The 20,399-nt window shown below is 59.6% G+C and carries 23 protein-coding genes; 16 read left to right on the forward strand and 7 right to left on the reverse strand.

The window, feature by feature from the left end:
• The first annotated feature begins 99 nt into the window (after window positions 1-99).
• From MD273_RS16040 to MD273_RS16060, 5 genes are all read left to right on the forward strand, one after another.
• Window positions 100-492: a hypothetical protein gene (locus MD273_RS16040; protein WP_239038808.1), complete on the forward strand. Its 393-nt coding sequence runs from the start codon at window positions 100-102 to the stop codon at window positions 490-492.
• 21 nt (window positions 493-513) lie between these two features.
• On the forward strand, window positions 514-1,122 hold the full coding sequence (locus MD273_RS16045; protein WP_239038809.1) for an ABC transporter ATP-binding protein: 609 nt from the start codon (window positions 514-516) through the stop codon (window positions 1,120-1,122).
• Window positions 1,109-1,912, forward strand: coding sequence for an ABC transporter permease (locus MD273_RS16050; RefSeq protein WP_239038810.1), 804 nt, complete (start codon window positions 1,109-1,111; stop codon window positions 1,910-1,912). Before MD273_RS16045 ends, MD273_RS16050 begins: the two co-directional genes overlap by 14 nt.
• Window positions 1,913-1,973: 61 nt before the next feature.
• On the forward strand, window positions 1,974-2,963 hold the full coding sequence (locus tag MD273_RS16055) for a CobW family GTP-binding protein (RefSeq protein WP_239038811.1): 990 nt from the start codon (window positions 1,974-1,976) through the stop codon (window positions 2,961-2,963).
• A gap of 2 nt (window positions 2,964-2,965) precedes the next feature.
• Entirely contained in the window at window positions 2,966-3,619 is a 654-nt protein-coding gene (locus tag MD273_RS16060) for a class I SAM-dependent methyltransferase (protein ID WP_239038840.1), read from the forward strand.
• A 12-nt stretch (window positions 3,620-3,631) separates the two neighbouring features.
• On the opposite strand, the gene MD273_RS16065 is transcribed toward MD273_RS16060, so the two are convergent.
• Together MD273_RS16065 and MD273_RS16070 are read right to left on the reverse strand one after the other, a co-directional pair.
• Entirely contained in the window at window positions 3,632-4,630 is a 999-nt protein-coding gene (locus tag MD273_RS16065) for a PA2778 family cysteine peptidase (protein WP_239038812.1), read from the reverse strand.
• Between the two features lie 9 nt (window positions 4,631-4,639).
• The gene (locus tag MD273_RS16070) at window positions 4,640-5,041 is read right to left on the reverse strand and encodes a PA2779 family protein (RefSeq protein ID WP_239038813.1); all 402 of its coding nucleotides are present in this window, start codon (window positions 5,039-5,041) and stop codon (window positions 4,640-4,642) included.
• Between the two features lie 316 nt (window positions 5,042-5,357).
• Here MD273_RS16070 and MD273_RS16075 point away from each other — a divergent pair, with 316 nt between their 5' ends.
• Genes MD273_RS16075 through MD273_RS16085 form a run of 3 tightly spaced genes read left to right on the forward strand, consistent with a single transcriptional unit; the run spans window position 5,358 to window position 8,075 of the window.
• The gene (locus MD273_RS16075) at window positions 5,358-6,962 is read left to right on the forward strand and encodes a serine/threonine-protein kinase (protein WP_239038814.1); all 1,605 of its coding nucleotides are present in this window, start codon (window positions 5,358-5,360) and stop codon (window positions 6,960-6,962) included.
• On the forward strand, window positions 6,962-7,714 hold the full coding sequence (locus tag MD273_RS16080; RefSeq protein WP_239038841.1) for a PP2C family protein-serine/threonine phosphatase: 753 nt from the start codon (window positions 6,962-6,964) through the stop codon (window positions 7,712-7,714). The genes MD273_RS16075 and MD273_RS16080 overlap by 1 nt, the downstream gene beginning before the upstream one ends.
• Window positions 7,715-7,724: 10 nt before the next feature.
• Complete coding sequence (locus MD273_RS16085) at window positions 7,725-8,075, forward strand: FHA domain-containing protein (protein ID WP_239038815.1); 351 nt, start codon at window positions 7,725-7,727, stop codon at window positions 8,073-8,075.
• Between the two features lie 17 nt (window positions 8,076-8,092).
• Here MD273_RS16085 and MD273_RS16090 read toward each other — a convergent pair whose 3' ends face one another.
• A complete protein-coding gene (locus MD273_RS16090; RefSeq protein WP_239038816.1) occupies window positions 8,093-8,818 on the reverse strand; it encodes a glutamine amidotransferase in 726 nt (241 codons plus the stop codon).
• Between the two features lie 249 nt (window positions 8,819-9,067).
• On the opposite strand from MD273_RS16090, the gene MD273_RS16095 reads away from it, so the two are divergent.
• Window positions 9,068-9,562, forward strand: coding sequence for a CAP domain-containing protein (locus MD273_RS16095; RefSeq protein ID WP_239038817.1), 495 nt, complete (start codon window positions 9,068-9,070; stop codon window positions 9,560-9,562).
• A 63-nt stretch (window positions 9,563-9,625) separates the two neighbouring features.
• On the opposite strand, the gene MD273_RS16100 is transcribed toward MD273_RS16095, so the two are convergent.
• Window positions 9,626-10,348 (reverse strand): YebC/PmpR family DNA-binding transcriptional regulator, encoded by a 723-nt coding sequence (locus MD273_RS16100; protein WP_239038818.1) that lies wholly within the window; start codon window positions 10,346-10,348, stop codon window positions 9,626-9,628.
• A 317-nt stretch (window positions 10,349-10,665) separates the two neighbouring features.
• Between MD273_RS16100 and MD273_RS16105 the strand changes: the two genes are divergently transcribed.
• Window positions 10,666-11,019 (forward strand): hypothetical protein, encoded by a 354-nt coding sequence (locus tag MD273_RS16105; RefSeq protein ID WP_239038819.1) that lies wholly within the window; start codon window positions 10,666-10,668, stop codon window positions 11,017-11,019.
• Between the two features lie 84 nt (window positions 11,020-11,103).
• Here MD273_RS16105 and MD273_RS16110 read toward each other — a convergent pair whose 3' ends face one another.
• The 3 genes from MD273_RS16110 to MD273_RS16120 form a co-directional block, all read right to left on the reverse strand.
• Window positions 11,104-11,904: an oxygen-binding di-iron domain-containing protein gene (locus MD273_RS16110; RefSeq protein WP_239038820.1), complete on the reverse strand. Its 801-nt coding sequence runs from the start codon at window positions 11,902-11,904 to the stop codon at window positions 11,104-11,106.
• Between the two features lie 146 nt (window positions 11,905-12,050).
• On the reverse strand, window positions 12,051-12,479 hold the full coding sequence (locus MD273_RS16115) for an SRPBCC family protein (RefSeq protein ID WP_239038821.1): 429 nt from the start codon (window positions 12,477-12,479) through the stop codon (window positions 12,051-12,053).
• A gap of 92 nt (window positions 12,480-12,571) precedes the next feature.
• Window positions 12,572-13,492, reverse strand: coding sequence for an AraC family transcriptional regulator (locus tag MD273_RS16120; RefSeq protein ID WP_285229170.1), 921 nt, complete (start codon window positions 13,490-13,492; stop codon window positions 12,572-12,574).
• Between the two features lie 116 nt (window positions 13,493-13,608).
• Between MD273_RS16120 and MD273_RS16125 the strand changes: the two genes are divergently transcribed.
• The 6 genes from MD273_RS16125 to MD273_RS16150 all read left to right on the forward strand — a co-directional run.
• The gene (locus tag MD273_RS16125; protein ID WP_239038823.1) at window positions 13,609-15,102 is read left to right on the forward strand and encodes a CoA-acylating methylmalonate-semialdehyde dehydrogenase; all 1,494 of its coding nucleotides are present in this window, start codon (window positions 13,609-13,611) and stop codon (window positions 15,100-15,102) included.
• Window positions 15,103-15,181: 79 nt separating this feature from the next.
• Window positions 15,182-16,348 carry an acyl-CoA dehydrogenase family protein gene (locus MD273_RS16130; RefSeq protein WP_239038824.1) on the forward strand — a complete coding sequence of 389 codons (1,167 nt, stop codon included), beginning with the start codon at window positions 15,182-15,184 and terminating at the stop codon, window positions 16,346-16,348.
• A 234-nt stretch (window positions 16,349-16,582) separates the two neighbouring features.
• Complete coding sequence (locus MD273_RS16135; RefSeq protein WP_239038825.1) at window positions 16,583-17,362, forward strand: enoyl-CoA hydratase; 780 nt, start codon at window positions 16,583-16,585, stop codon at window positions 17,360-17,362.
• Between the two features lie 20 nt (window positions 17,363-17,382).
• A complete protein-coding gene (locus MD273_RS16140) occupies window positions 17,383-18,453 on the forward strand; it encodes an enoyl-CoA hydratase/isomerase family protein (RefSeq protein WP_239038826.1) in 1,071 nt (356 codons plus the stop codon).
• A 62-nt stretch (window positions 18,454-18,515) separates the two neighbouring features.
• Window positions 18,516-19,403, forward strand: a complete 888-nt coding sequence (mmsB, locus tag MD273_RS16145; RefSeq protein WP_239038827.1) for a 3-hydroxyisobutyrate dehydrogenase — start codon at window positions 18,516-18,518, stop codon at window positions 19,401-19,403.
• A gap of 322 nt (window positions 19,404-19,725) precedes the next feature.
• Window positions 19,726-20,399, forward strand: a 674-nt coding sequence (locus MD273_RS16150; protein ID WP_251068312.1) for a type VI secretion system Vgr family protein, incomplete at its 3' end; no start/stop codon positions are given.

The following is a 20,399-nucleotide window of genomic DNA, read 5'->3' on the forward strand; positions in this document are numbered from 1 at the left end:
GTCGGTTCTGGCTGGTACTTGGCGACAGTCTCTGCCATATTGTTGGCCGACTATGGCTGCTGGCCAATCGGCTTTTAAAACAACAAGTTCAGGGGCTCCATGGAAAAAACCCGGATTACCATTATCGCGATCACAGGCATAGTCCTGTTCTTTCTTGCCAATTACCTGTGCCGGTTTCTGCTCGGATTCAGCGGGCTGCTGGCCTCGCTGATTATTGCCGCTGCGATTGCCGCTTACATGGGATTTTCCGTGGCGAAAGCGCTGGAACGCCTGCCCATGGCCGAGGAGAGATCCCGGCTGCTGTGGATTTACGGTGGCTTCCTGGGGGCATTGTTCGCTGCTTTCACAGCCTGGCTGTTTCTCGGGGAGGGTTTCGACGCTGTGGTGCTGGCAACCGTCTTCCTGCACTACCTGCCTTACCCGGCGCTGGCCCATGTTTTCCTCTCCGAGGGGATGATGCGGCGCTTTCTCGGTAACAAACGTCAACCCTGATGATAACCCGGAGCACGCCAATTGACTGATTTGCGCCTGGAGAAGGTTTCGGTTGGTACGCTGCGGGAGGTTTCCCTCGCGGTGTCGAGGGGCGAGGTGGTCTGTCTGTCGGGAGCGTCGGGTAGCGGCAAGAGTCGGTTGCTCCGGGCGGTAGCCGATCTGGAACCCCACGAGGGCAGGGTGTATCTGGGTGAGGCCGAGCAATTCTCGGTCCCGGCCCATGAGTGGCGTAAAAGGGTGACTATGGTCCCGGCAGACAGCCAGTGGTGGTTTGACGAGGTGGGCGCCCATTTCACCGGGAGTGCCCGTCAAACCATGCCGGCAGTCCTCGGCTTTTCCAGGAAGGTCATGGATTGGCCGGTAAGCCGGTTATCATCGGGTGAGCGTCAGCGGCTCGCTTTGTGGCGGGCACTCGCGATGGCTCCGGAAGCGCTGTTACTCGATGAGCCGACGGCAAACCTGGATGAAGAGATGACTGCCGCTGTGGAGGGGTGGTTGCTCGAAGAAATCCGGCGGCGACAACTGGCCGTCCTCTGGGTTGCCCACGACCACGGACAGATCCAGCGGGTAGCGAATGCCCACTACCGGATTAACGGATCCCGGCTGGAGCTTGCGCATGGAAGTCATTGATCTTGCCTGGTGGAAACTGGGGCTGGCGGCTCTGTTGATTCTTGGCCTGGCCGGGGTAAGTTTTGCGGCCAGGCTGGGGATCACGCGCAGTTTGTTGGTTGCCGGCGCCCGCACCGGCATACAACTGGCCCTGATTGGCCTGGTTCTGGAAGCCCTGTTTGCCTCGGCGAGGTTGTACTGGATCGCCCTGATGGCCGCCGTCATGCTGCTGGTGGCCGGCAGGGAGGTGATGGCTCGTCAGCAGCGACGGCTGCGGGGCTTCTGGGCATTTGGTATCGGAACGGGCGCGATGTTTGTGTCGTCCTTTGCCGTCACAATTCTGGCTCTGACGGTCATCATCGGCCCTGCGCCCTGGTATGCGCCTCAATATGCCATTCCTCTGTTGGGTATGATGCTGGGCAATACCATGACCGGGGTTGCCTTGAGCCTGGATCGCCTTAACGAGTCGGTCTGGCGTCAGCGTGCCGTTATCGAAAACCGGTTGATGCTCGGGCAGACCTGGCGCGAGGCGGTGGAGGATATCCGAAAGGACGCCATGCGTGGCGGCATGATGCCGTCCATCAACGCCATGGCGGCTGCGGGCATTGTCAGTCTGCCGGGCATGATGACCGGTCAGATCCTGGCGGGCAGTCCGCCCGCGGTGGCCGTCAAATACCAGATCCTGGTGATGCTGCTTATCACTGTGGGCACCGGTTTTGGCGCCCTGATGGCGGTGTCCTGGGGCAGTCGCAGACTGTTTGACGACCGCGAGCGGCTCCGGCTGGACCGGCTGACGAAGGCCGGGAAATGAACGCGGACTGGTCAATGCAGCACTGAAATTGTTATCTTATAACAATTTCGAGGCCCGACCGATGCCGGATATTTCCCGCCCCATTCCAACCAATCTGATCCTGGGTTTTCTCGGTGTTGGTAAAACCACCGCCATTCTCGATCTGCTCAAACACAAGCCCGAGCACGAAACCTGGGCCGTTCTGGTCAACGAATTCGGTGAAGTGGGGATCGACGGTGCCCTGCTGGAGACCGAAGGTGCGTTTGTCAGGGAAATTCCGGGGGGGTGCATGTGCTGCGTTGCCGGCCTGCCCATGCAGATCGGGCTGAATCAGCTCATCCACAAGGCCCGGCCGGACCGACTGCTGATCGAGCCGACAGGGCTCGGGCATCCTTCCCAGATTCTGGATACACTGACCAGCGAGCATTACCGGGATGTTCTGGCACTCGGCCCGGTTATCACCCTGGTTGATCCCCGCAAACTGGAGGATCCCCGGGTGCTCGATAACGTGCAGTTCCGGGATCAGGTTGCGGCCGCAGATATCCTCGTTGCCAACAAGACCGACCTGTGCGCCGATGCCCAGCTTGCCCACTTCGACCAGTGGGCCGCCGCTCTGGAGCCCGGCAAACGGCAGGTTTTCCATACCCGCCATGGCCGGTTGTCACCCGCCTGGCTGGATGGCCGGGCGGAGCCCAGGGACGTCAGCGATCCCGGTGCCCACCATCACCACCATGCCAGGGCAGAAACACCGGTGGCGGACATTGAAGAGGAACCCTGGCAGACGGTGGCGAACCAGGGGCAGGGACATTTCAGCCTTGGCTGGCGCATTCATCCGGCACTGGTATTCGACGAAAACCTTCTGATGGCACTGGCCATGGATGAGCACGTCGTACGATTCAAGGCTGTGGTCCACACCCTGGAGGGCTGGCGTGCAATCAATATGGTGGATGACGCCTTGTCGGTCTCGCCTGCGGAACCGAGGGAAATGAGCCGGATCGAGCTGATCCGTGCGGAAGAGCCGGACAGCAGCGAATTCGATCAGGCGGTCCGCGCTGCTGCGGGGCTGGATTGACCATGGCCGGTGCCGGGCTTCGCCATTGCCCTGTCTGCCATGAGGGGCAGCCTGCGCATTTCCGGACGATCGGCAAGCAGAGCTACCTGCGATGCCACACCTGCGAGGCCACGATCATGGCGCCGCCATCCCGACTGTCGGCGGTGGAAGAAAGGCGCATCTACGAATTGCATGAAAACAATCCTGAAGATGCAGGCTATCGGCGCTTTTTGTCGAAACTGGCCGATCCGCTGATGGCACACCTGCCTCCCGGCGCAGAAGGTCTGGATTTCGGTTGCGGGCCAGGCCCCGCGCTCGCCGGAATGCTGGAGGAGGGCGGTTTTACCGTGGCACTCTATGACCCCTTCTTTCATCCAGACAATGCGGCCCTGACCCGGACCTATGACTTCATTACCTGTACCGAGGTGGTAGAGCATCTCCATGAGCCGGCCGAGGTTTTCGGGCTCCTGGACCAGTTGCTCAGGCCTGGCGGCTGGTTGGGAATCATGACCTGCTTCCAGACGGACGATGCCCGTTTCGATAACTGGCATTACCGTCGGGATCCGACGCATGTGGTGTTTTACCGGCAGGCAACCTTCCAATGGCTGGCAAGGAAGCATGGCTGGGCGCTGGAGGTTCCGGTAAAGGACGTTGTCCTGTTGAGAAAAGGCCGGTAATCACCGGCCCTGTCACTGGGGAGATGCGGGGCAGGACGGTAGTGCTGAACAGCTCTGGCTCCCGTCCGCTTCCTCCTTGCCGAAGGATGCTTCTTCCTCGCCAAACCTGTCGGGACCCAGGGCCCGGGCGCAGGAAAGTGCGGATGTCGCCTGCGCCGGGCAGCCTGCGCGGTCCAGCGCATAGGCCAGGTTGTTCCAGCCCTCGGCATATTTCGGGAATTGCTCTACGACCCGCTTGAAGTGGACGAGCGCGCCAGACCATTGCTGCTGCCCATAGGCCAGGTTTCCCTGGGCCATTATGGGAGCAGGCTGCCGGGGCCACGCCTGCTCAGCGGTCTGATAGGCGCTGAGCGCCGCCTGGGTGTGCCCGGTGGACTCCAGGTCATGGGCGGCCCGCAAGAACGCCAGTGGCTCTGCCGTGGCTGGGACCTGCTCCGGAGGCAGGACCACAACGGCCCAGCGTTCGGCCCGGCTCCAGGTGGCATGGAACGTCTTGTAAGGCATGGCGTAGTGCTTGCGGGTGTCGGTGTTGAGGATGACAGTCTCGTTGTCGCTGTCGTAGCCAACCACAACCGCAAAATGCCACTGAGGCCACCAGTCAATGAGCAGGTTCTGCATGACCAGCACCGGATTGCCGGCACTGACCTCTTCGAGGACGTCCGCCAGTCTTGGTTTCAGCGGGTAGACGACCATGTTGTGTGACCGCGCACCCGCCACCATTTCAACCTGCAGGGAGCCCTGACGGCCAGGGATGTATACCAGTTCCTTCAGCACGTCGGGATCGGTCTCCAATCCCTGACTGTTCAGCATCATGGCAAGTGAGGCCGGGCCGCACTGGTACTTTTCCTGGGCGTAGAACGGCACATCTTCCAGCAACACACGGTTGGGCAGGACGACCTCGCCGGCTACAGATTCAGGCTCCGGCCACGGTGGGGTGGAGGCACAGCCTGCCAGCAGGAGCAGGCCCATCAGGGCCGCAAACCTGCCGGCAATCCTCAGTCGATAGATCACGCTTTCTTATCAGCGGATACAGTTGATGAACGGATAGATATTCGTGGCACAAAGCATGTCGGTGATGATGAACACCAACAGGAACAGCACAATGATGCCGACGACATCCTGGCCCGCGGGTGCTTCAGCCAGCTGTTGTTCAAAATCGGCCAGCTCGGCCGGGGTCAGGTTCTGGATACGATCCGCCACCTGGTCCTTGCTCACGCCCATTTCCGCGAGCTTTGCCTGGACTTCCTGTTTTTCAAGCATGCTCAGGAGCTGTTGGCGGTCCAGCTCGGTCTGTTGTTGCTGGATGATTTCTCCGGTTCCGACCATGCCGGCGTGGGCGGCGGTGGAGAACGTCGTGGCCATGGCCATCAACACGGCCATCACCAGTGAAACCTGTTTCAGATAATTACGTATCTCGGACATTTCAGGCTCCTTCTTGTGATGTTCTTTATCACAGTAGATTCGGATATGTATTCATTCAACATACAAAATTGTCATTGTCGCTTCCCGGGGAAGTCCGACTGTGAATAGCACGCGCGTTCCGGGGCCCGGGTTCCAATCGATTGCCGGCGCCTGTGTCGGTGTGTTGATTATCTGGGGCCAGGGCGCTCGCGCGGATTCAGGTTTTACTATACGTGACCTCGCTCTCAGGTAAACAAACCCTTACAAAAAACACCTGCCTGCAACTGTCCGATTGTTGGTCGGGTTTCTAAACTAACCGGATCAATCATTTACAACGATGTTGCCTGTGAATCCGTTACCGAATCCGTTGTCGAGCCTGTTCAGCCTTCGTTCCCTGGTAGTCGCCCTCGCGGCTGTGTTCATCGTGGCCGGTGACCAGATTCCCTGGCTGGCATGGCTGGACAGGGAGCTCCTCGCATTTCTGGGGTCGGAAGATGTCGGTGCCCTGAACCAGCCAGTCTGGGGACGGCTTGCGGTTGATGCCGGCCTGCTGGTGACAGCGGGTTACCTGGTGTTCGCGATCCCCGGGATGGGTGCGGCGGTCTCGTTGCCGGTGACGCTGCTCCTGGGCGGTGGCCTGCTGGTGCTTCAGTCTGCACTGATGTTCTACCATAACCTCTGGCTGCCCCTGGGCGAGATCAATACCTTACTGGTGGTCGGGTTTGTCGTGATGCTGTTCTGGCTGCAACCGTACCGGCAGATCCGGGCGCTTACGGAGAACGCCCGGGAGGCTCGCCTGAAGCTTGGCGAGATATTGCTGGACCAGGGTCAGACCGATGAAGCGCTTGCCGCTGTGGCGCGCTGTCCTGAAGGTGAGGAAAGCCTGGACCTGCGTTACCGGATCGCTCTGCAGCAGGAGCGGAAACGTCAGTACGAAAAGGCCATGCGGACCTATCAGAGCATCGTCGGGCGTGAGAAAAAATTCCGGGATGCATCGGAACGTCTGGCCGCGATGGAGAAGCTGGCATCGGGTGCGGCAGGGAGCAATCCGGGAAGCTTTGATGCCACGCAGACCCTGGTGATGCCGGACCAGTCGGTCAGCCGGCCAACGTTGGGTCGCTATGAAATCGAGCGTGAACTCGGGCGGGGCGCCATGGGAGTGGTGTACCTGGGCAGGGACCCTGCCATTGCCCGCACGGTGGCCATCAAGACCCTGAGCTACCAGGCTTTTGAAGGGGAGGAGCTGCGGGCTCTGAAGAACCGGTTCTTCCGTGAGGCGGAGGCAGCGGGCAGGCTCAGTCACCCGTCTATTGTCACCGTTTACGACGTGGGTGAAGAGGCCGACCTGGCCTATATCGCGATGGATTACGCCCGGGGCCGGCCCTTGAGTGAGTTTGGCCGGGCCGGGCGGCTGTTACCGCTGGCGACGGTGCTGGATGTGGTGGCGCGTGTGGCGGATGCGTTGGCTTACGCCCACGAACAGAAGATCATTCACCGGGATATCAAACCCGCAAACATCATCTATGATCCGGACAATGGCGATATCAAGGTCACCGATTTCGGCATTGCAAGGATTTCTGATGATTCCGTGACCAGGACTGGCAGCGTGATGGGCAGTCCCCTCTACATGTCTCCGGAGCAGTTGAAGGGGCAAAAGGTGACGGGCGCATCGGATACATACAGCCTGGGCGTCACGCTGTACAAGCTGGTGACCGGGGAGACCCCCTATCAGGGTGACACCCTGGCCAACCTGACCTATCAGATTCTGAACAAGCGGCCGAGGAGCCCCCGGTCGCTCAATCCGGACCTGCCCAACGGTGTGGTCAGGCTGATCAACAAGGCCATCCAGCGTGAGCCGGACAAACGTTTCTCAAGCGCGGCCGACATGGCAGACGCACTCCGGCGCCAGGCACAGCGTGAGGCAAGGGAGGTGGCCTCGTGATGGATTACGACATTGCCGGCGACTCCCATGTGGGAAGCGTTCGCCAGAGCAATCAGGACAGGGTGGAGTGGCGGCGCAGTGAGGATGGCCGACAGGCATTGTTGGTGTTGGCAGATGGCATGGGAGGCCATCAGGGCGGCGAAATCGCCAGTCAGCTGGCGGTGGCGTCGGTGCTGGATTCGCTATTGCCCTCTCTGTCCTCCTACGAGGTTCCGGAGGCCGCCACTGTCCGCGAAAGGCTTGACGCCGCATTTGACCTGGCTTCGATGAGAATACGCGAGGAACAGGGTAACGATGCCCGGCTGGAGAAAATGGGCACGACCCTGTTGGTGGCCTGGATCATCGATAGTACCGCTTTTATCGGCCACATCGGCGATTCCCGTTGTTACCTGATATCGCAAGCAGGGCCACGGTGCCTGACCCGGGACGACACCGTGGTCCAGAACATGATTGAAGATGGCAGCATTACGGAAGCGGAGGCGCCGAGGGTGCCTTTCCGGAATGTGCTGACCCGGGCCGTGGGAGCATCCGACGACTCCATGCCGAGTTTCCGGATTCAGGAGCTGGCGCCGGGCGAGGGGTTGCTTCTGTGTTCCGACGGGCTCACCGGAGCGTTACCCGAATCCCATTGGCCGGAACTTATCGGGTCAGGCCCGGATGCCGGCGATGCCGTCCAGGCACTTATCGAACAGAGCCTTGAAAATGGCGCCGGAGACAACGTCTCTGTTGTACTCATGATGGTTAAGGATTGAGGAATAGAAAATGGCATCACTTTCACAACTGGTGGACAGCGTGGTGGTCAACACCTTTGAACTGGCGCAACCGCTGACCCGAATCGGCCGGCGCACCGACAATGATATCTGCATTGACGAGATTTCCGTGAGTGGACAACACGCCGTGATCGAAGCGTCACCGAATGCCTACCTCGAGGGCACGGTGGACTTCTATATCGTGGACAGCAACAGCACCAATGGCACCTTTGTGAACGATCTCAGGGTCGATGGGCGCCAACGACTCAACAGCAACGACATGATCCGGGTCGGCTGGAATGAGTTCCGTTTTGTTGATGAGGATGAAAACGTCCTGGAAAAGACCGCCTACATCCTCGACTGACCGGTGGCTTGCAGTCGTCAGGCTTGCCTCTCCAGAACCAGTTCCGAGAAACGCTGCAGCAGACTGCTTGCCTCTGGCGCCGGCGAGACGTCAGTCAGCAAAGCCTCCGGATCCAGGCCTTCACGGACGAGTTCCGGCATCTGGACTTCAAGATACGCCCTCATGATGGCAGCGGAAAATTCCGGGTGGAATTGCACTCCCCAGGCGCAGTCGCCCACCCGGAATGCCTGATGTGGCTCGAAATCGGACCGGCCAAGGCAGACCGCTCCGGGCGGCAGACTCAGGACGGACTGCTTGTGGGTCAGCTGGGCTTTGAAATGCCGAGGCAAGGCACTGAACAGGACATCACGTTCAGCCTCGGCAAACAGCTCCACGACTTTGGTTCCGGTTTCGCGCCCTTCGGGATGGTAGCCCACGGCGCCGCCAAGAGCGTGGGCCAGCAGCTGGTGACCATAGCAGACACCAAGCACCGGAATACCGGCCTTGACTGCCCTGACCAGCCATCCGGCGGCCTCCTCGCTCCAGGTTTCCCGGTCACTGACCATGGCGGGGGATCCTGTTACGACTATTCCGTCCCAATCGGCCGGGTTTCCGGGCGTGTCGCCGTGCGGCAGATCCAGCACCTCGGGGTCCAGCTCCGGGGAAAGTCCCCTGATGAACCAGTCCTCGAAATCACCGAAGCGCGAGCGTATGTCGGCGTAGGTGGTACCTGTTTTCAGTATCAGAACTCGTTTCTTTGCCATTGATCAGTTCACCGGTTTGGCAGCATGAATGTTGTTTGTTTCGGTCTGGGTGAGATTCGTAAGGAAATGTAGCTTCGTGGATCCAATCGCGGGAATCACCCGTTAAATTGCGTACTTTTTCACAATTTAACCGAAACGGTGGCCCTGTATTCAATGAAATTATCTCCGAAGTGGTCTTTTTTCGTACTTTTGACCTTTTCCCTTGCAGGCTGTGGCGGATCCGGCGGAGGTGCTTCGTCGACGGCGGCCGTGTCCGATAACAGCGAATTGAACCGGTCGGCAGCGGCGCAGCCGGTCACGATACAGGTGAATGGCTGTGAGGTGGAGGAGTATCAGGCAGCGATGCTGGAGTATGTCAACGCGGCGCGCACCCGGGGCCGCCAGTGCGGGTCCGAGTTCTTTCCTGCGGTAGAACCTCTGCAGTACAACTGCCCGATCGAGGCGGCAGCGACGAAACACAGTAACGATATGGCAGACAACAATTTCTTCAGCCACATCGGTTCCGACGGCCTCCGCGTTGGCGGTCGCGTAACCGAAACCGGCTTCGAGTGGTCCGTGGTGGGCGAAAACATTGCGGCCGGCTTCGACGATGTCCAGTCAGTGATGAACGGATGGCTGGACAGCCCGGGACATTGCCGGAACATCATGGACGCCAGGTTTACCGGCGTGTCTGTCGTCAGAGTGGATACCCGGACGGCGGACTATCCGAATTACTGGACCCAGGTATTTGCAAAACCCCGTTAAAACGTTGATCACCGCGGCAATGTCCGGCCGCGGTGATCAACGTCGGGCAATTGCCCTGACAGGTTATTCGTTGACTTCGGCGTTGTGATAAACGTTCTGGACGTCGTCCAGCTCGTTCAGCATGTCCAGGAATTTCTCGAACATCGGGATGTCGTCACCTTCCACCGGGGTGGTGGTCTTCGGCAGAAACTGGATTTCATCCACGTCGAACTCGATACCCTCGAAGGCCGCTTCCAGCGCCTGTTTGGCCTTGGCATATTCGGTGTTCGGTGTGAACACGGTGATGCGGCCGTCCTCGTGTTCGATATCCGTTACATCCACATCGGCTTCCATCAGGGCCTCGAGTACCGCTTCCTCGTCCTGTCCGCTGAACGCGAAAATCGCGCAGTGATCGAACATGTGGGCGACGGCCCCGGGCGTACCGATCTTGCACTTGGTCTTGGTGAAAGCGAGCCTCACGTCACCAAAGGTGCGGTTGGGGTTGTCGGTCAGGCAGTCCACGATCACCATGCAATTGCCGGGGCCATAGCCTTCGTATCGGGCTGGGGAGTAATCCTCGCCACCACCGCCTTTGGCCTTGTCGATGGCCTTTTCAATGACGTGGCTGGGAACCTGGTCTTTCTTGGCCCGGTCGATGAGGCCTCGCAGTGTCAGGTTGGCCTGGGGATCAATGCCGCCAGACTTTGCGCACATGTAGATCTCGCGGCCATATTTGCTGTAGACCTTGGTTTTCGCAGCGGCCGTCTTGGCCATGGATTCTTTGCGGTTCTGGTAGGCTCTGCCCATCTACGCTGCCTCTTTGTATTCCGGGGAAAAGGCCGGATTTTACTGAACTATGCTCCCCCGGAACAGGCTTATTTGGCCGGGCGTGGGCTTTGGAGCGGGCGTTCGCGCTTCAGGCACAACGGTCCTGAAGGCCTGGAAGAGGTCTGCAAGACAAATTTCTTGTGTGGTTGCTGAAACGAATTGCCCAAGTGGCCCTCTAAGCATTATTGAGCGTGGTCCGGAGACTATCCCGATTTTGATGGTGAGGCCGTCAGGGCTGAGCCGTTGATGCTGTTCCTGAGTCCGGGGATATCGGGCTTTCTATGGAGGGTATCGCAATGAAACAGGTAATGTCTGGCTTGGGAGCGCTGGCCTTGGTGCTGGTTGTTTCACCGTCGTACGGGGACAACTGGGAGCGTCAATTGCGGCAACAGGAAATGATGATGGAGCGCTCGGCCCATATGAATTCCGGCATGGTAAGCCAACGCAGTAATTATGAAATACACCAGAACCGCAGGATGCAGCTGGAGCGGGGAGAGGTCCTACCCCGTGGAGGGGTGCAGAGCATCGAGGATATCGAGAACCTGCCGTCTACGGCGGCCGGACGCCCTGATGCAAGGGATATGGATGACGGGGCCGGCATGAAAGACCGGAGAAGAGGGCACAGAGGGGAGATTGAAAGCACCTATTAAGCCCGCCTTCTCAATAGTGTGAGGCTCCTTGTGGGCCATAGGTGCCGAAGCGGGGAACGGCTGTGCGGGGCCGTTCCTTGCTGATCAGATGTAGTCGACTGGATGCCGGTAGTTTTCCTGCGTCATCAGGTCGATTCCGCAGTCCATATCGCTGACCCAGTCCAGAAAGCGTTGAACCATGGCAGGCCCCTCGAAGCGCTTGCCGTGCTGCGGCACGATCATATCGACCTCAAGTTCCTTCACCATGCTGGCCCAGAGCCGGCAGACCTTTTTTGAGGCAATGTATCGGCGGTGGAAGCCGATCATGCTGGGAATGTGGCGCTCGAAATCCTGGACAGGCAGATGATCGTCCTCGCCGCCCAGAGAAGCGCCCAGATCGCCGGAAAACAGGATCTTCGACACCGGATCGTAAAACTGGAGGTTGCCGACTGAGTGCATGAAATGCGCCGGCATGCAGCTGAGGTAAGAGTCCCCGAAGGGCACCTTGGCACCGGCGTCCGGGATGCTCACGATACGATCGTAAACACTGCCGGACAGTTGGTTGGTCACATAGGTGGAAACCAGGTGCGGCAGGAATCGGGCCCACAGTCGTGATGTGACAATCTTGGCGCGGGTGTGGACGATCCAGCGGTCGATGGCGCCGATGATGTCCGGATCCTGGTGAGAGGCAAAGACGTAGTCCATGTCCTTGATGTTCATGTAGCGCGAAGCTGCCACCGAGAGTGGGGTGTAGGTCAGGTCTCCGCCCGGATCGATCAGGGCTTCGTGCTTGCCGTCGACGATGAGGAACTGGTTGGACTGGACGCCCTCACCGGTTACCAGGGAATCGAACATCAGGCATTTGTGGTGTCCGTTATCGAACAGGACAATGGGCTCTGCTGCCATTACTGTCTCCCGCCAGGATTTTGTTTTCGGCCGATTAGCCGGATATTGCAAACCTGGCGGAAGGTTACAGAATTGATAAATGCAAACTTTTGCCGCAGGTCAATTCTGTGACATTCATCAAGTAACGATTTGTTGTCCGTCGGGTATCAGGCGAGTTCCGGCACTCGTTTGATTCCCCGGCGAATTCCCTGCTCCAGGGCGGTGGAAACCACCTTTCCGGTGAACGGCACAATGTCTTCGAAGCTGATGGTGTAATGCACCCTTGTCTGGCCGTCCTCGGTATCCTCAAACCGAATCCGGCCCAGGTGATTGCGTATCGGGCTCATGCTCGTAACTGTGTACTCGATCAGAGCCTCGGGCTCGAAGCTGAGAACGGTCTCCTCCAGACCGAGGGGCCCGATGCCAATCTTGCGGACCGAGCCGATGCCGTTGGGATCGGCCTGGTCGCTGTCCCGGATGCGTTTGATCGGAGCGCCGAGAAGCTTGCCAAAGCGCTGGTGGTCCGCAAACAGGGCAAAGACTCGTCGTCGCGGTATATCGAAGGTTTCATTTATCTCGATCGTGTACTGTGCCATGACTCAATCTCTTGTTTTTGGCTATGGCTCCAGAGTAACGGTTCAGTATCTTCAACGAAAGTCGTAGGCGCGCCCCCTGGCCACTCTGGCCTTCAGTGACGGGCCGTGTGGCGGTAATCCCTTGGCGATTGGCCCATGACCTTCTTGAACAGGCGGGAAAAATAGTAGGCATCGTCGTATCCCAGCCGTCGGCTGATATCGGCAAAGCTGAGGCCGGTGGTGTCCAGCATCTGGCACGCGCGTTCCACTTTCAGGTGCAGGAAATGCTGGATGGGTGAGCTGCCGGTCTGTTCCCGATAACGGGTGGCAAAGTGCGCCGGGGACAGGCCGGCCAGTTCCGCCAGTTGCTCAAGGGTGAGGCGCTCTTCGAGGTGCTCCCGCATATAGTTGTGAATGGTATCCAGTTCGGCCCGGCGTTCCTGGCTGGTTTCGTCCACATTCAGAGGTACCGCAGCCAGCAACTGACGCAGTCGGTTTGCTGCATGGATCAGGCCCCGGGTACGGAAGCCGGTCTGCCGGACCGAGAGCAGGCCGTTGAAATCCACCAGTAACCGGGGCTGGCGGCCAAGGTGCCGGATGCGGGTGGGGCCATCAAACCCCATGTAGTTCCGGAAATCCTCGGCCAGCGGACCGGTGTAGTGCACCCAATGGATCGTCCAGGGGTTATCCGGGTCGGCGGTATAGCGGTGGCTGGCCCCGGATGGTAGCAATAGCAGGTCTCCTGCCTGCACGGTGTAGGGCTCTCCGGCCACGTTCAGAAAGGCCTTGCCATCTGTGCAGTAGATCAAAAGATTGTCGCGATGATGTTCGCGATGCATGTGGTGACCGGCGGCCTTTCGGTAGTGCCCGAAAGCCAGCGGGTAGAGCTCCCGGGTCAGTGGATGGCTGGACAGAAGCCGAACAATGGGGTCCGGAACTACATAACGAACACTGTCCGCTGGTACCGGCCATTGTGAGGTTTGCGCTGTAGATTCGTTCTTTGAAAGTCTGGTCATCGAAAAATAATCCATCATGGGCGAAATTTAGTCAATCACCCGCCGGCAATCCCCGTGCTAGGATTTTTCCAATCGTGGCCGAACCCCGAGGGGGTGAAGCCGTTCCCACATAACAACAAACCAGGGATTCCAACATGAAGAATGTTCCCCAGTATATTGCCGGTGAATTTGTCCAGAGCCAGACCAGCAACTGGATCGATGTCACCAATCCTGCTACCAACGAAGTGATCGCCAAGGTGCCGTGCGCCACCGAAGACGAAATGCGCAAGGCCATCGATAACGCCGGCGAGGTGTTCAAAAGCTGGAAAGAAACCCCGGTTTCCGAGCGGGCCCGGGTCATGCTCCGTTACCAGGCGCTGCTGAAAGAGCATCACGATGAAATTGCCGAGATCCTGGCTCAGGAAACCGGCAAGACCTTCGACGACGCCAAGGGCGATGTCTGGCGCGGCATTGAAGTGGTTGAGCACGCTGCCAACGTGGCCTCCATGATGATGGGGGAGACGGTCGAGAACGTGGCCCGGGAAGTGGATACCCACTCCTGGATCCAGCCGCTGGGCGTTTGTGCGGGCATTACCCCGTTCAACTTCCCGGCGATGATCCCCCTGTGGATGTTCCCGATGGCCATCGCCTGCGGTAACACCTTCATCCTGAAGCCGTCCGAACAGGATCCTCTGACCCCGATGCGTCTGGCCGAACTGTTCGAGGAAGCCGGCGCACCCAAGGGCGTCCTGCAGGTGGTCCATGGCGCCAAGGAACAGGTCGATACATTGCTGACCGATCCGGCCATCAAGGCCATTTCCTTTGTAGGTTCTGTTCCGGTTGGCCGCTATATCTATGAAACCGGCACCCGCCACATGAAGCGTGTCCAGAGCTTTGCCGGCGCCAAGAACCACATGGTGATCATGCCGGATGCTGACAAGCAGCAGGTTATCAACGCCCTGGTAGGTGCCTCCGTGGGTGCTGCCGGCCAGCGCTGCATGGCGATCTCTGTCGCGGTATTCGTGGGCGAGGCCCAGCAATGGATTCCGGAGCTGAAAGAAGCCATGGCCAAGGCCCGTCCGGGCGCCTGGAACGATTCCGGTGCCAGCTATGGCCCGATCATCAGCGCCAAGGCCAAGGACCGCATCGAGTCCCTGATTGCCACTGGCGAGGCCCAGGGTGCCAAGCTTCTGCTTGACGGTCGCGGATGCACCGTTGACGGACTGCCGGACGGCAACTGGGTAGGGCCGACCCTGTTCAGTGAGGTTACGCCGGAAATGGATATCTACAAGGAAGAAATCTTCGGGCCGGTATTGTCCTGCGTGAACGTGGACAATCTGGGTGAGGCTATCGATTTGATCAACCAGAGCCCCTACGGCAACGGTACCTCCATCTTCACCAACCACGGTGGTGCTGCACGTCGCTTCCAGCACGATATCGACGTGGGTCAGGTGGGTGTGAACATCCCCATTCCGGTGCCCCTGCCGTTCTTCTCCTTCACCGGCTGGAAGGGCTCCTTCTACGGTGACCAGCATGCCTACGGCAAGCAGGCGGTTCGCTTCTATACTGAAACCAAGACGGTAACGTCCCGTTGGTTCTCCAGCGAAGCGGCCTCCTCTGACACCAATTTCTCCATTCAGCTTCGTTAAAGCGTTGAGGGTGAGGTCTTGGGCCGGAATCAGTTCCGGCCCCTTCTTTTTACCCTTTTGACATGACAGGAGCCTGGTAATGGACTTTAACCTGACCGAAGACCAGCTGGCCTTCCGGGATGCGGCCCGGGCCTTCGCTGAAAAATCCATGGCACCCCATGCCGCCAAATGGGACGAAGAGCACATCTTCCCGGTAGACGTCATGAAAGAAGCCGGCGAGATGGGTTTTATGGGGCTCTATACCCCGGAATCCCTGGGAGGCATGGGACTGTCCCGACTGGACACGTCGGTCATTGTGGAAGAACTGGCGGCCGCCTGCCCGTCGACCGCGGCCTTCATCACGATCCACAACATGGCAACCTGGATGGTGGCCAGCTTTGCCTCCGATGATCTGAAGCAGGAGATCGTGCCCAAGCTCGCCAGTGGCGAGTGGCTGGCTTCCTACTGCCTGACCGAACCCGGTGCCGGTTCCGACGCGGCCAGTCTGCGCACCAAGGCCGTGCGCGACGGCGACAGCTATGTGATCAACGGCAGCAAGATGTTCATCTCCGGCGCCGGCAGCACCGACATCCTGGTACTGATGGCCCGGACCGGCGATGCCGACAGTGGTTCCAAAGGCATTTCCACCTTTGTGATTCCCGCCGACGCCGACGGCGTCTCCTACGGCAAGAACGAGGACAAGATGGGGTGGCACAGCCAGCCGACCCGTCTGGTCAGCCTGGAAAATGTGCGGATACCTGCCAGTAACCGGGTGGGTGAGGAAGGTGACGGCTTCGCAATCGCCATGAAAGGCCTGGACGGTGGCCGTCTCAATATCGCCACCTGTTCACTGGGCGGTGCCCAGGCCGCACTGCTCCGGGCCCGTAACTACATGCATGAGCGCGAGCAGTTCGGTAAACCATTGGCGGCCTTCCAGGCGCTGCAGTTCAAGCTGGCGGATATGGCCACCAACCTGGTGGCGGCCCGGCAGATGGTACGCCTGGGCGCGTTCAAACTGGACAGCGGCGATCCGGAAGCAACCCTGCACTGCGCCATGGCAAAACGCTTCGCCACTGACGCCTGTTTTGATGTGGTCAACGAGGCGCTGCAGCTGCATGGTGGCTATGGTTATATCCGGGAGTACCCGCTGGAGCGTTACGTCCGGGATTTGAGGGTGCACCAGATCCTGGAAGGGACCAACGAGATCATGCGCCTGATCGTGGCCCGCCGGTTGTTGGAAGACGGCGTGGCTGAGGCGATTCAGTAGTTCAATGCGAACGTGGGGTCAGAAGAAAGCTTTCTTCAGACCCCAGAGTTGCAGTGAGTACGAGATAAAAAACGGGGTCAGAAGAAAGTGTTCTTCAGACCCCAGAGTCGGGGCCCAAAAGGGGTCTGATGAAAGCCTTCATCTGACCCCATGTTCAAGCCGACCCCCAAAGTCAAAACCGGGGTCAGATGAACGCTTTCATCTGACCCCATGTTTACAGGAAGGAAAAACAACATGAGCGATCTCATCCAGCTCGAAAAACGCGGACACATCGCAATCCTGACCATCGACAACCCGCCGGCCAACACCTGGACCGCGGAATCCCTGCAGGCCCTGACCAAAACCGTCGAGGAGCTTAACGAGGACAAGCACATCTTCGCCCTCGTCGTTACCGGGCAGGGTGAAAAATTCTTCTCCGCCGGTGCCGATCTGAAGTCGTTTGCCGATGGGGACAAGGCCAACGCCAACTACATGGGCCAGCTGTTCGGGCAGGCCTTTTCGGCACTGACCGCCTTCCGCGGTGTGTCCATCGCCGCGGTGAACGGCTATGCCATGGGTGGTGGCCTGGAATGCGCCATGGCCTGTGACATCCGAATCGCCGAGGAGCATGCCCAGATGGCGTTGCCCGAGGCCAGCGTCGGCCTGCTGCCCTGCGCCGGCGGCACCCAGAACCTGCCCTGGCTGGTGGGTGAGGGCTGGGCCAAGCGCATGATCCTGTGTGGTGAGCGTGTTGATGCCGACAAGGCCCTGAAAATTGGCCTGGTCGAGGACGTGGTGCCCACAGGCAAGGGTCTGGAGAAGGCCCTGGAGCTGGCTGAGGGTGCCTGCAAGCAGAGTCCGTCGGCCGTTGCCCGCTGCAAGAATCTGATCATGAGCGCCCGGGATGGCCGCAGCCACAGTGATGGCTGGCGCATGGAGCGGGAGCTGTTCGTGGAGCTTTTCTACACCGAAGACCAGCGGGAAGGCGTGAACGCGTTCCTCGAGAAGCGCAAACCTCAGTGGAAGAACCGGTAAACGCCGGCGCGAGGACTGTTATGAGCGATCAACCGATTGTCTTTGAGGAGTGGAAAACCGCGGACGGCGCGATGATCGCCGTGGCCCGCCTGAATACTCCGAAAAACCTGAACTCACTGTCCATGGACATGATTCACCTGCTCAAGCCCCAGCTGCATCGCTGGGCGAAGGATCCGCAGGTGTGTGCGGTCTGGCTAGAGGCCGAGGGCGACAAGGCGTTCTGCGCCGGCGGCGATATCGTCTCCCTGTACCGCAGCATGACCGAACCGGGCAGTGCCAGTGAGGGCGAACGATTCTTCACCGAGGAGTATGAGCTCGACTACCAGATCCATACCTTCCCGAAGCCCCTGATTTGCTGGGGTAACGGCATCGTGATGGGGGGCGGTATCGGGCTTATGGTCGGTGCCTCCCACCGGGTGGTGACCGAGAACTCGAAAATGGCCATGCCGGAAGTGAACATAGGGCTCTACCCCGATGTTGCGGGCGGCTGGTTCCTCAACCGCATGCCGGGGCGTACCGGCCTGTTCCTGGGTCTGACCGGGGCCAGAATCAACGCTTCCGATGCACTGTTTGTGGGCATGGCAGACCGGTTTGTGAAACACAGCCTCAAGGAACGTGTGATTGAGACGCTTACCGGTAGCGACTGGCGTGATGAAGACCCCCATGCCGTGGTCGGCCGGGTGCTCCGCCAGTACGAACAGCACAGTCAGGAGGACCTGCCTGAGTCTCCGGTCCGACAGCACTTTGACGAGATCAACCGGGTAACCGATGCCGATTCGCTGGAGCAGGTGGTCAATCAGCTCACTGAACTGGGCGGTCGTGAGGACTGGTTGGGGAAAGTTACCAAGGGGCTTGGTAACGCTTCGCCTACATCCCTGGCTCTGGTTTGGCGGCACCTGCATGGCTGCCGACTCGATGGTCTGAAGGAAGTTCTGGACAAGGAGCTGGTGCTGTCCTGCAACTGCCTGAAGAAGGGCGAGTTTGCCGAAGGTATCCGGGCACTGCTGATCGACAAGGATTTGCAGCCCCGTTGGCGGTTCGCGTCGCTGGAAGAGATGGACGGCGACTGGATCGACGACTTTTTCAACTGATTGCCGGGGTGCGCGCTTTGCAGCGGCCCACTCATCGGAATACAACAACAAGGGGAAGAGATATGGCAAAGATTACATTCATCGGTCTGGGCAACATGGGTGGTCCCATGGCTTCGAACCTGGTCAAGGCGGGGCATGAAGTCACGGTTTTCGACTTGTCCAAAGCGGCCGTTGAGGCACTGGTGGGCGAGGGCGCCAAAACTGCGGATACTGCTGAAGCAGCTGCGCAAGGTGCGGAGTGTGTGATCACCATGCTGCCGGCCGGTAAGCACGTGGAAGCTGTTTACCTGGGAGAAGACGGTCTGCTGGCCAAGCTGCCTGCCGGAACCCTGGTCATCGATTCCTCCACCATTGCGCCGGAGACGGCCCGTGGTGTAGCCGAAGCAGCTTCCGACAAGAACCTGGATTTCATTGATGCCCCGGTTTCCGGTGGCGTCGGCGGTGCAAAGGCCGGCACCCTGACCTTTATCTGCGGCGGTGAGGAAAGTACCTTCAAACGCGCCGAGCCAATCCTTGATGCCATGGGCAAAAACATCTTCCACGCCGGCCCCCACGGCTCCGGTCAAGTCGCCAAAATCTGCAACAACATGCTGCTGGCGATCCTGATGGCTGGTACCAGCGAAGCCCTGGCCCTGGGTGTTCAGAATGGCCTGGACCCTGCCGTGCTCTCCGAGATCATGAAGCAGAGCTCCGGTGGCAACTGGGCGCTGAACGTCTACAACCCATGGCCAGGCGTGATGGAGGGCGTGCCCGCCTCGCGTGACTATCAGGGTGGCTTCCTGGTCAACCTTATGACCAAGGACCTGGGCCTCGCCTTCGACAACGCCGTCAAGAACCAGGCCTCCATCCCCATGGGCGCACTGGCACGCAACCTGTTCCAGCTGCACGCCGGACAGGGCAATGGCGAGCTGGATTTCTCCAGCATCCAGCGCTTGTACAAGCCGGAGTGAGCTGAAGGGGTGTCGGGGACTGTTTGAACCCGGGGTCAGAAGAAAGCTTTCTTCTGACCCCACCTTCAATTCCCCACTCCGAGTTCGCGGCCAAACCCGGGGTCAGAAGAAGGCTTTCTTCTGACCCCACCTTCACCCCCACCCCCAGGGGTCTGATGAACGTGTTCATCTGACCCCATCTTTACACCCACCCCCAAACTCTGGATTTTCTCCAAAGCCACTGGTACCTTCTCCAACTCTGCGGGCACCCCATCAAGGATCCGATGGCTTGACCCCCCGCACCGATTCAACGGACCGAATCAACCCTTCAAGGACTGAAGACATGCCCCAGGCAAGCGGATTGCAGTTCACCGCCCGTGTCGGTGACTTCCCCTCTGATCATTTCGCCGTGGTCGCCTTCGCGCTGACCGAGCACCTCTCCGAGCTATTCCAGGGCCGACTGGACCTGGCCAGTACCGATCCCGATGTCTCCGCCGACTCCCTGCTGGAACAGCGTGTGGACCTGGTGGTCTGGCAGGACGGCCAGCCCTTGCGCCGCTTCACCGGTGTGGTGAACGAATGTGCCCGAGGGGAGACCGGCCACCGTCGCACCCGGTATGAGCTGGTCTTCCAGCCACCCCTGTGGCGCCTGGGCCTGATGCACAACAGCCGGATCTTCCAGGGCCAGGACACCGGGACTATCGTCCGCACCCTGCTGGAAGAGCGGGGCATCGTGAATACGCGCTTCGACCTCAAACGGGTACCGGAAGAACGGGAATACTGCGTCCAGCACCGGGAAAGCGACCTGGCCTTGATCGAGCGCCTGGCCGCCGAGGAGGGCTGGCACTACCGTTACCAGCACGCCAGCGTGGATGGAGCAGAACCGCCGGCCCTGGTCTTCGCCGATCACCACGGCAATGCCCCGAAGCTCGAGCCGGCTCCCTACAACGCCCGTGCCGGCGGTAACACGCGAGTCCCCTGTGTTTTTCGTTTCAAATACCAGGAACGGGTCCGGGC

This window comes from Marinobacter sp. C7, assembly GCF_022343555.1.
GTDB lineage: Bacteria > Pseudomonadota > Gammaproteobacteria > Pseudomonadales > Oleiphilaceae > Marinobacter.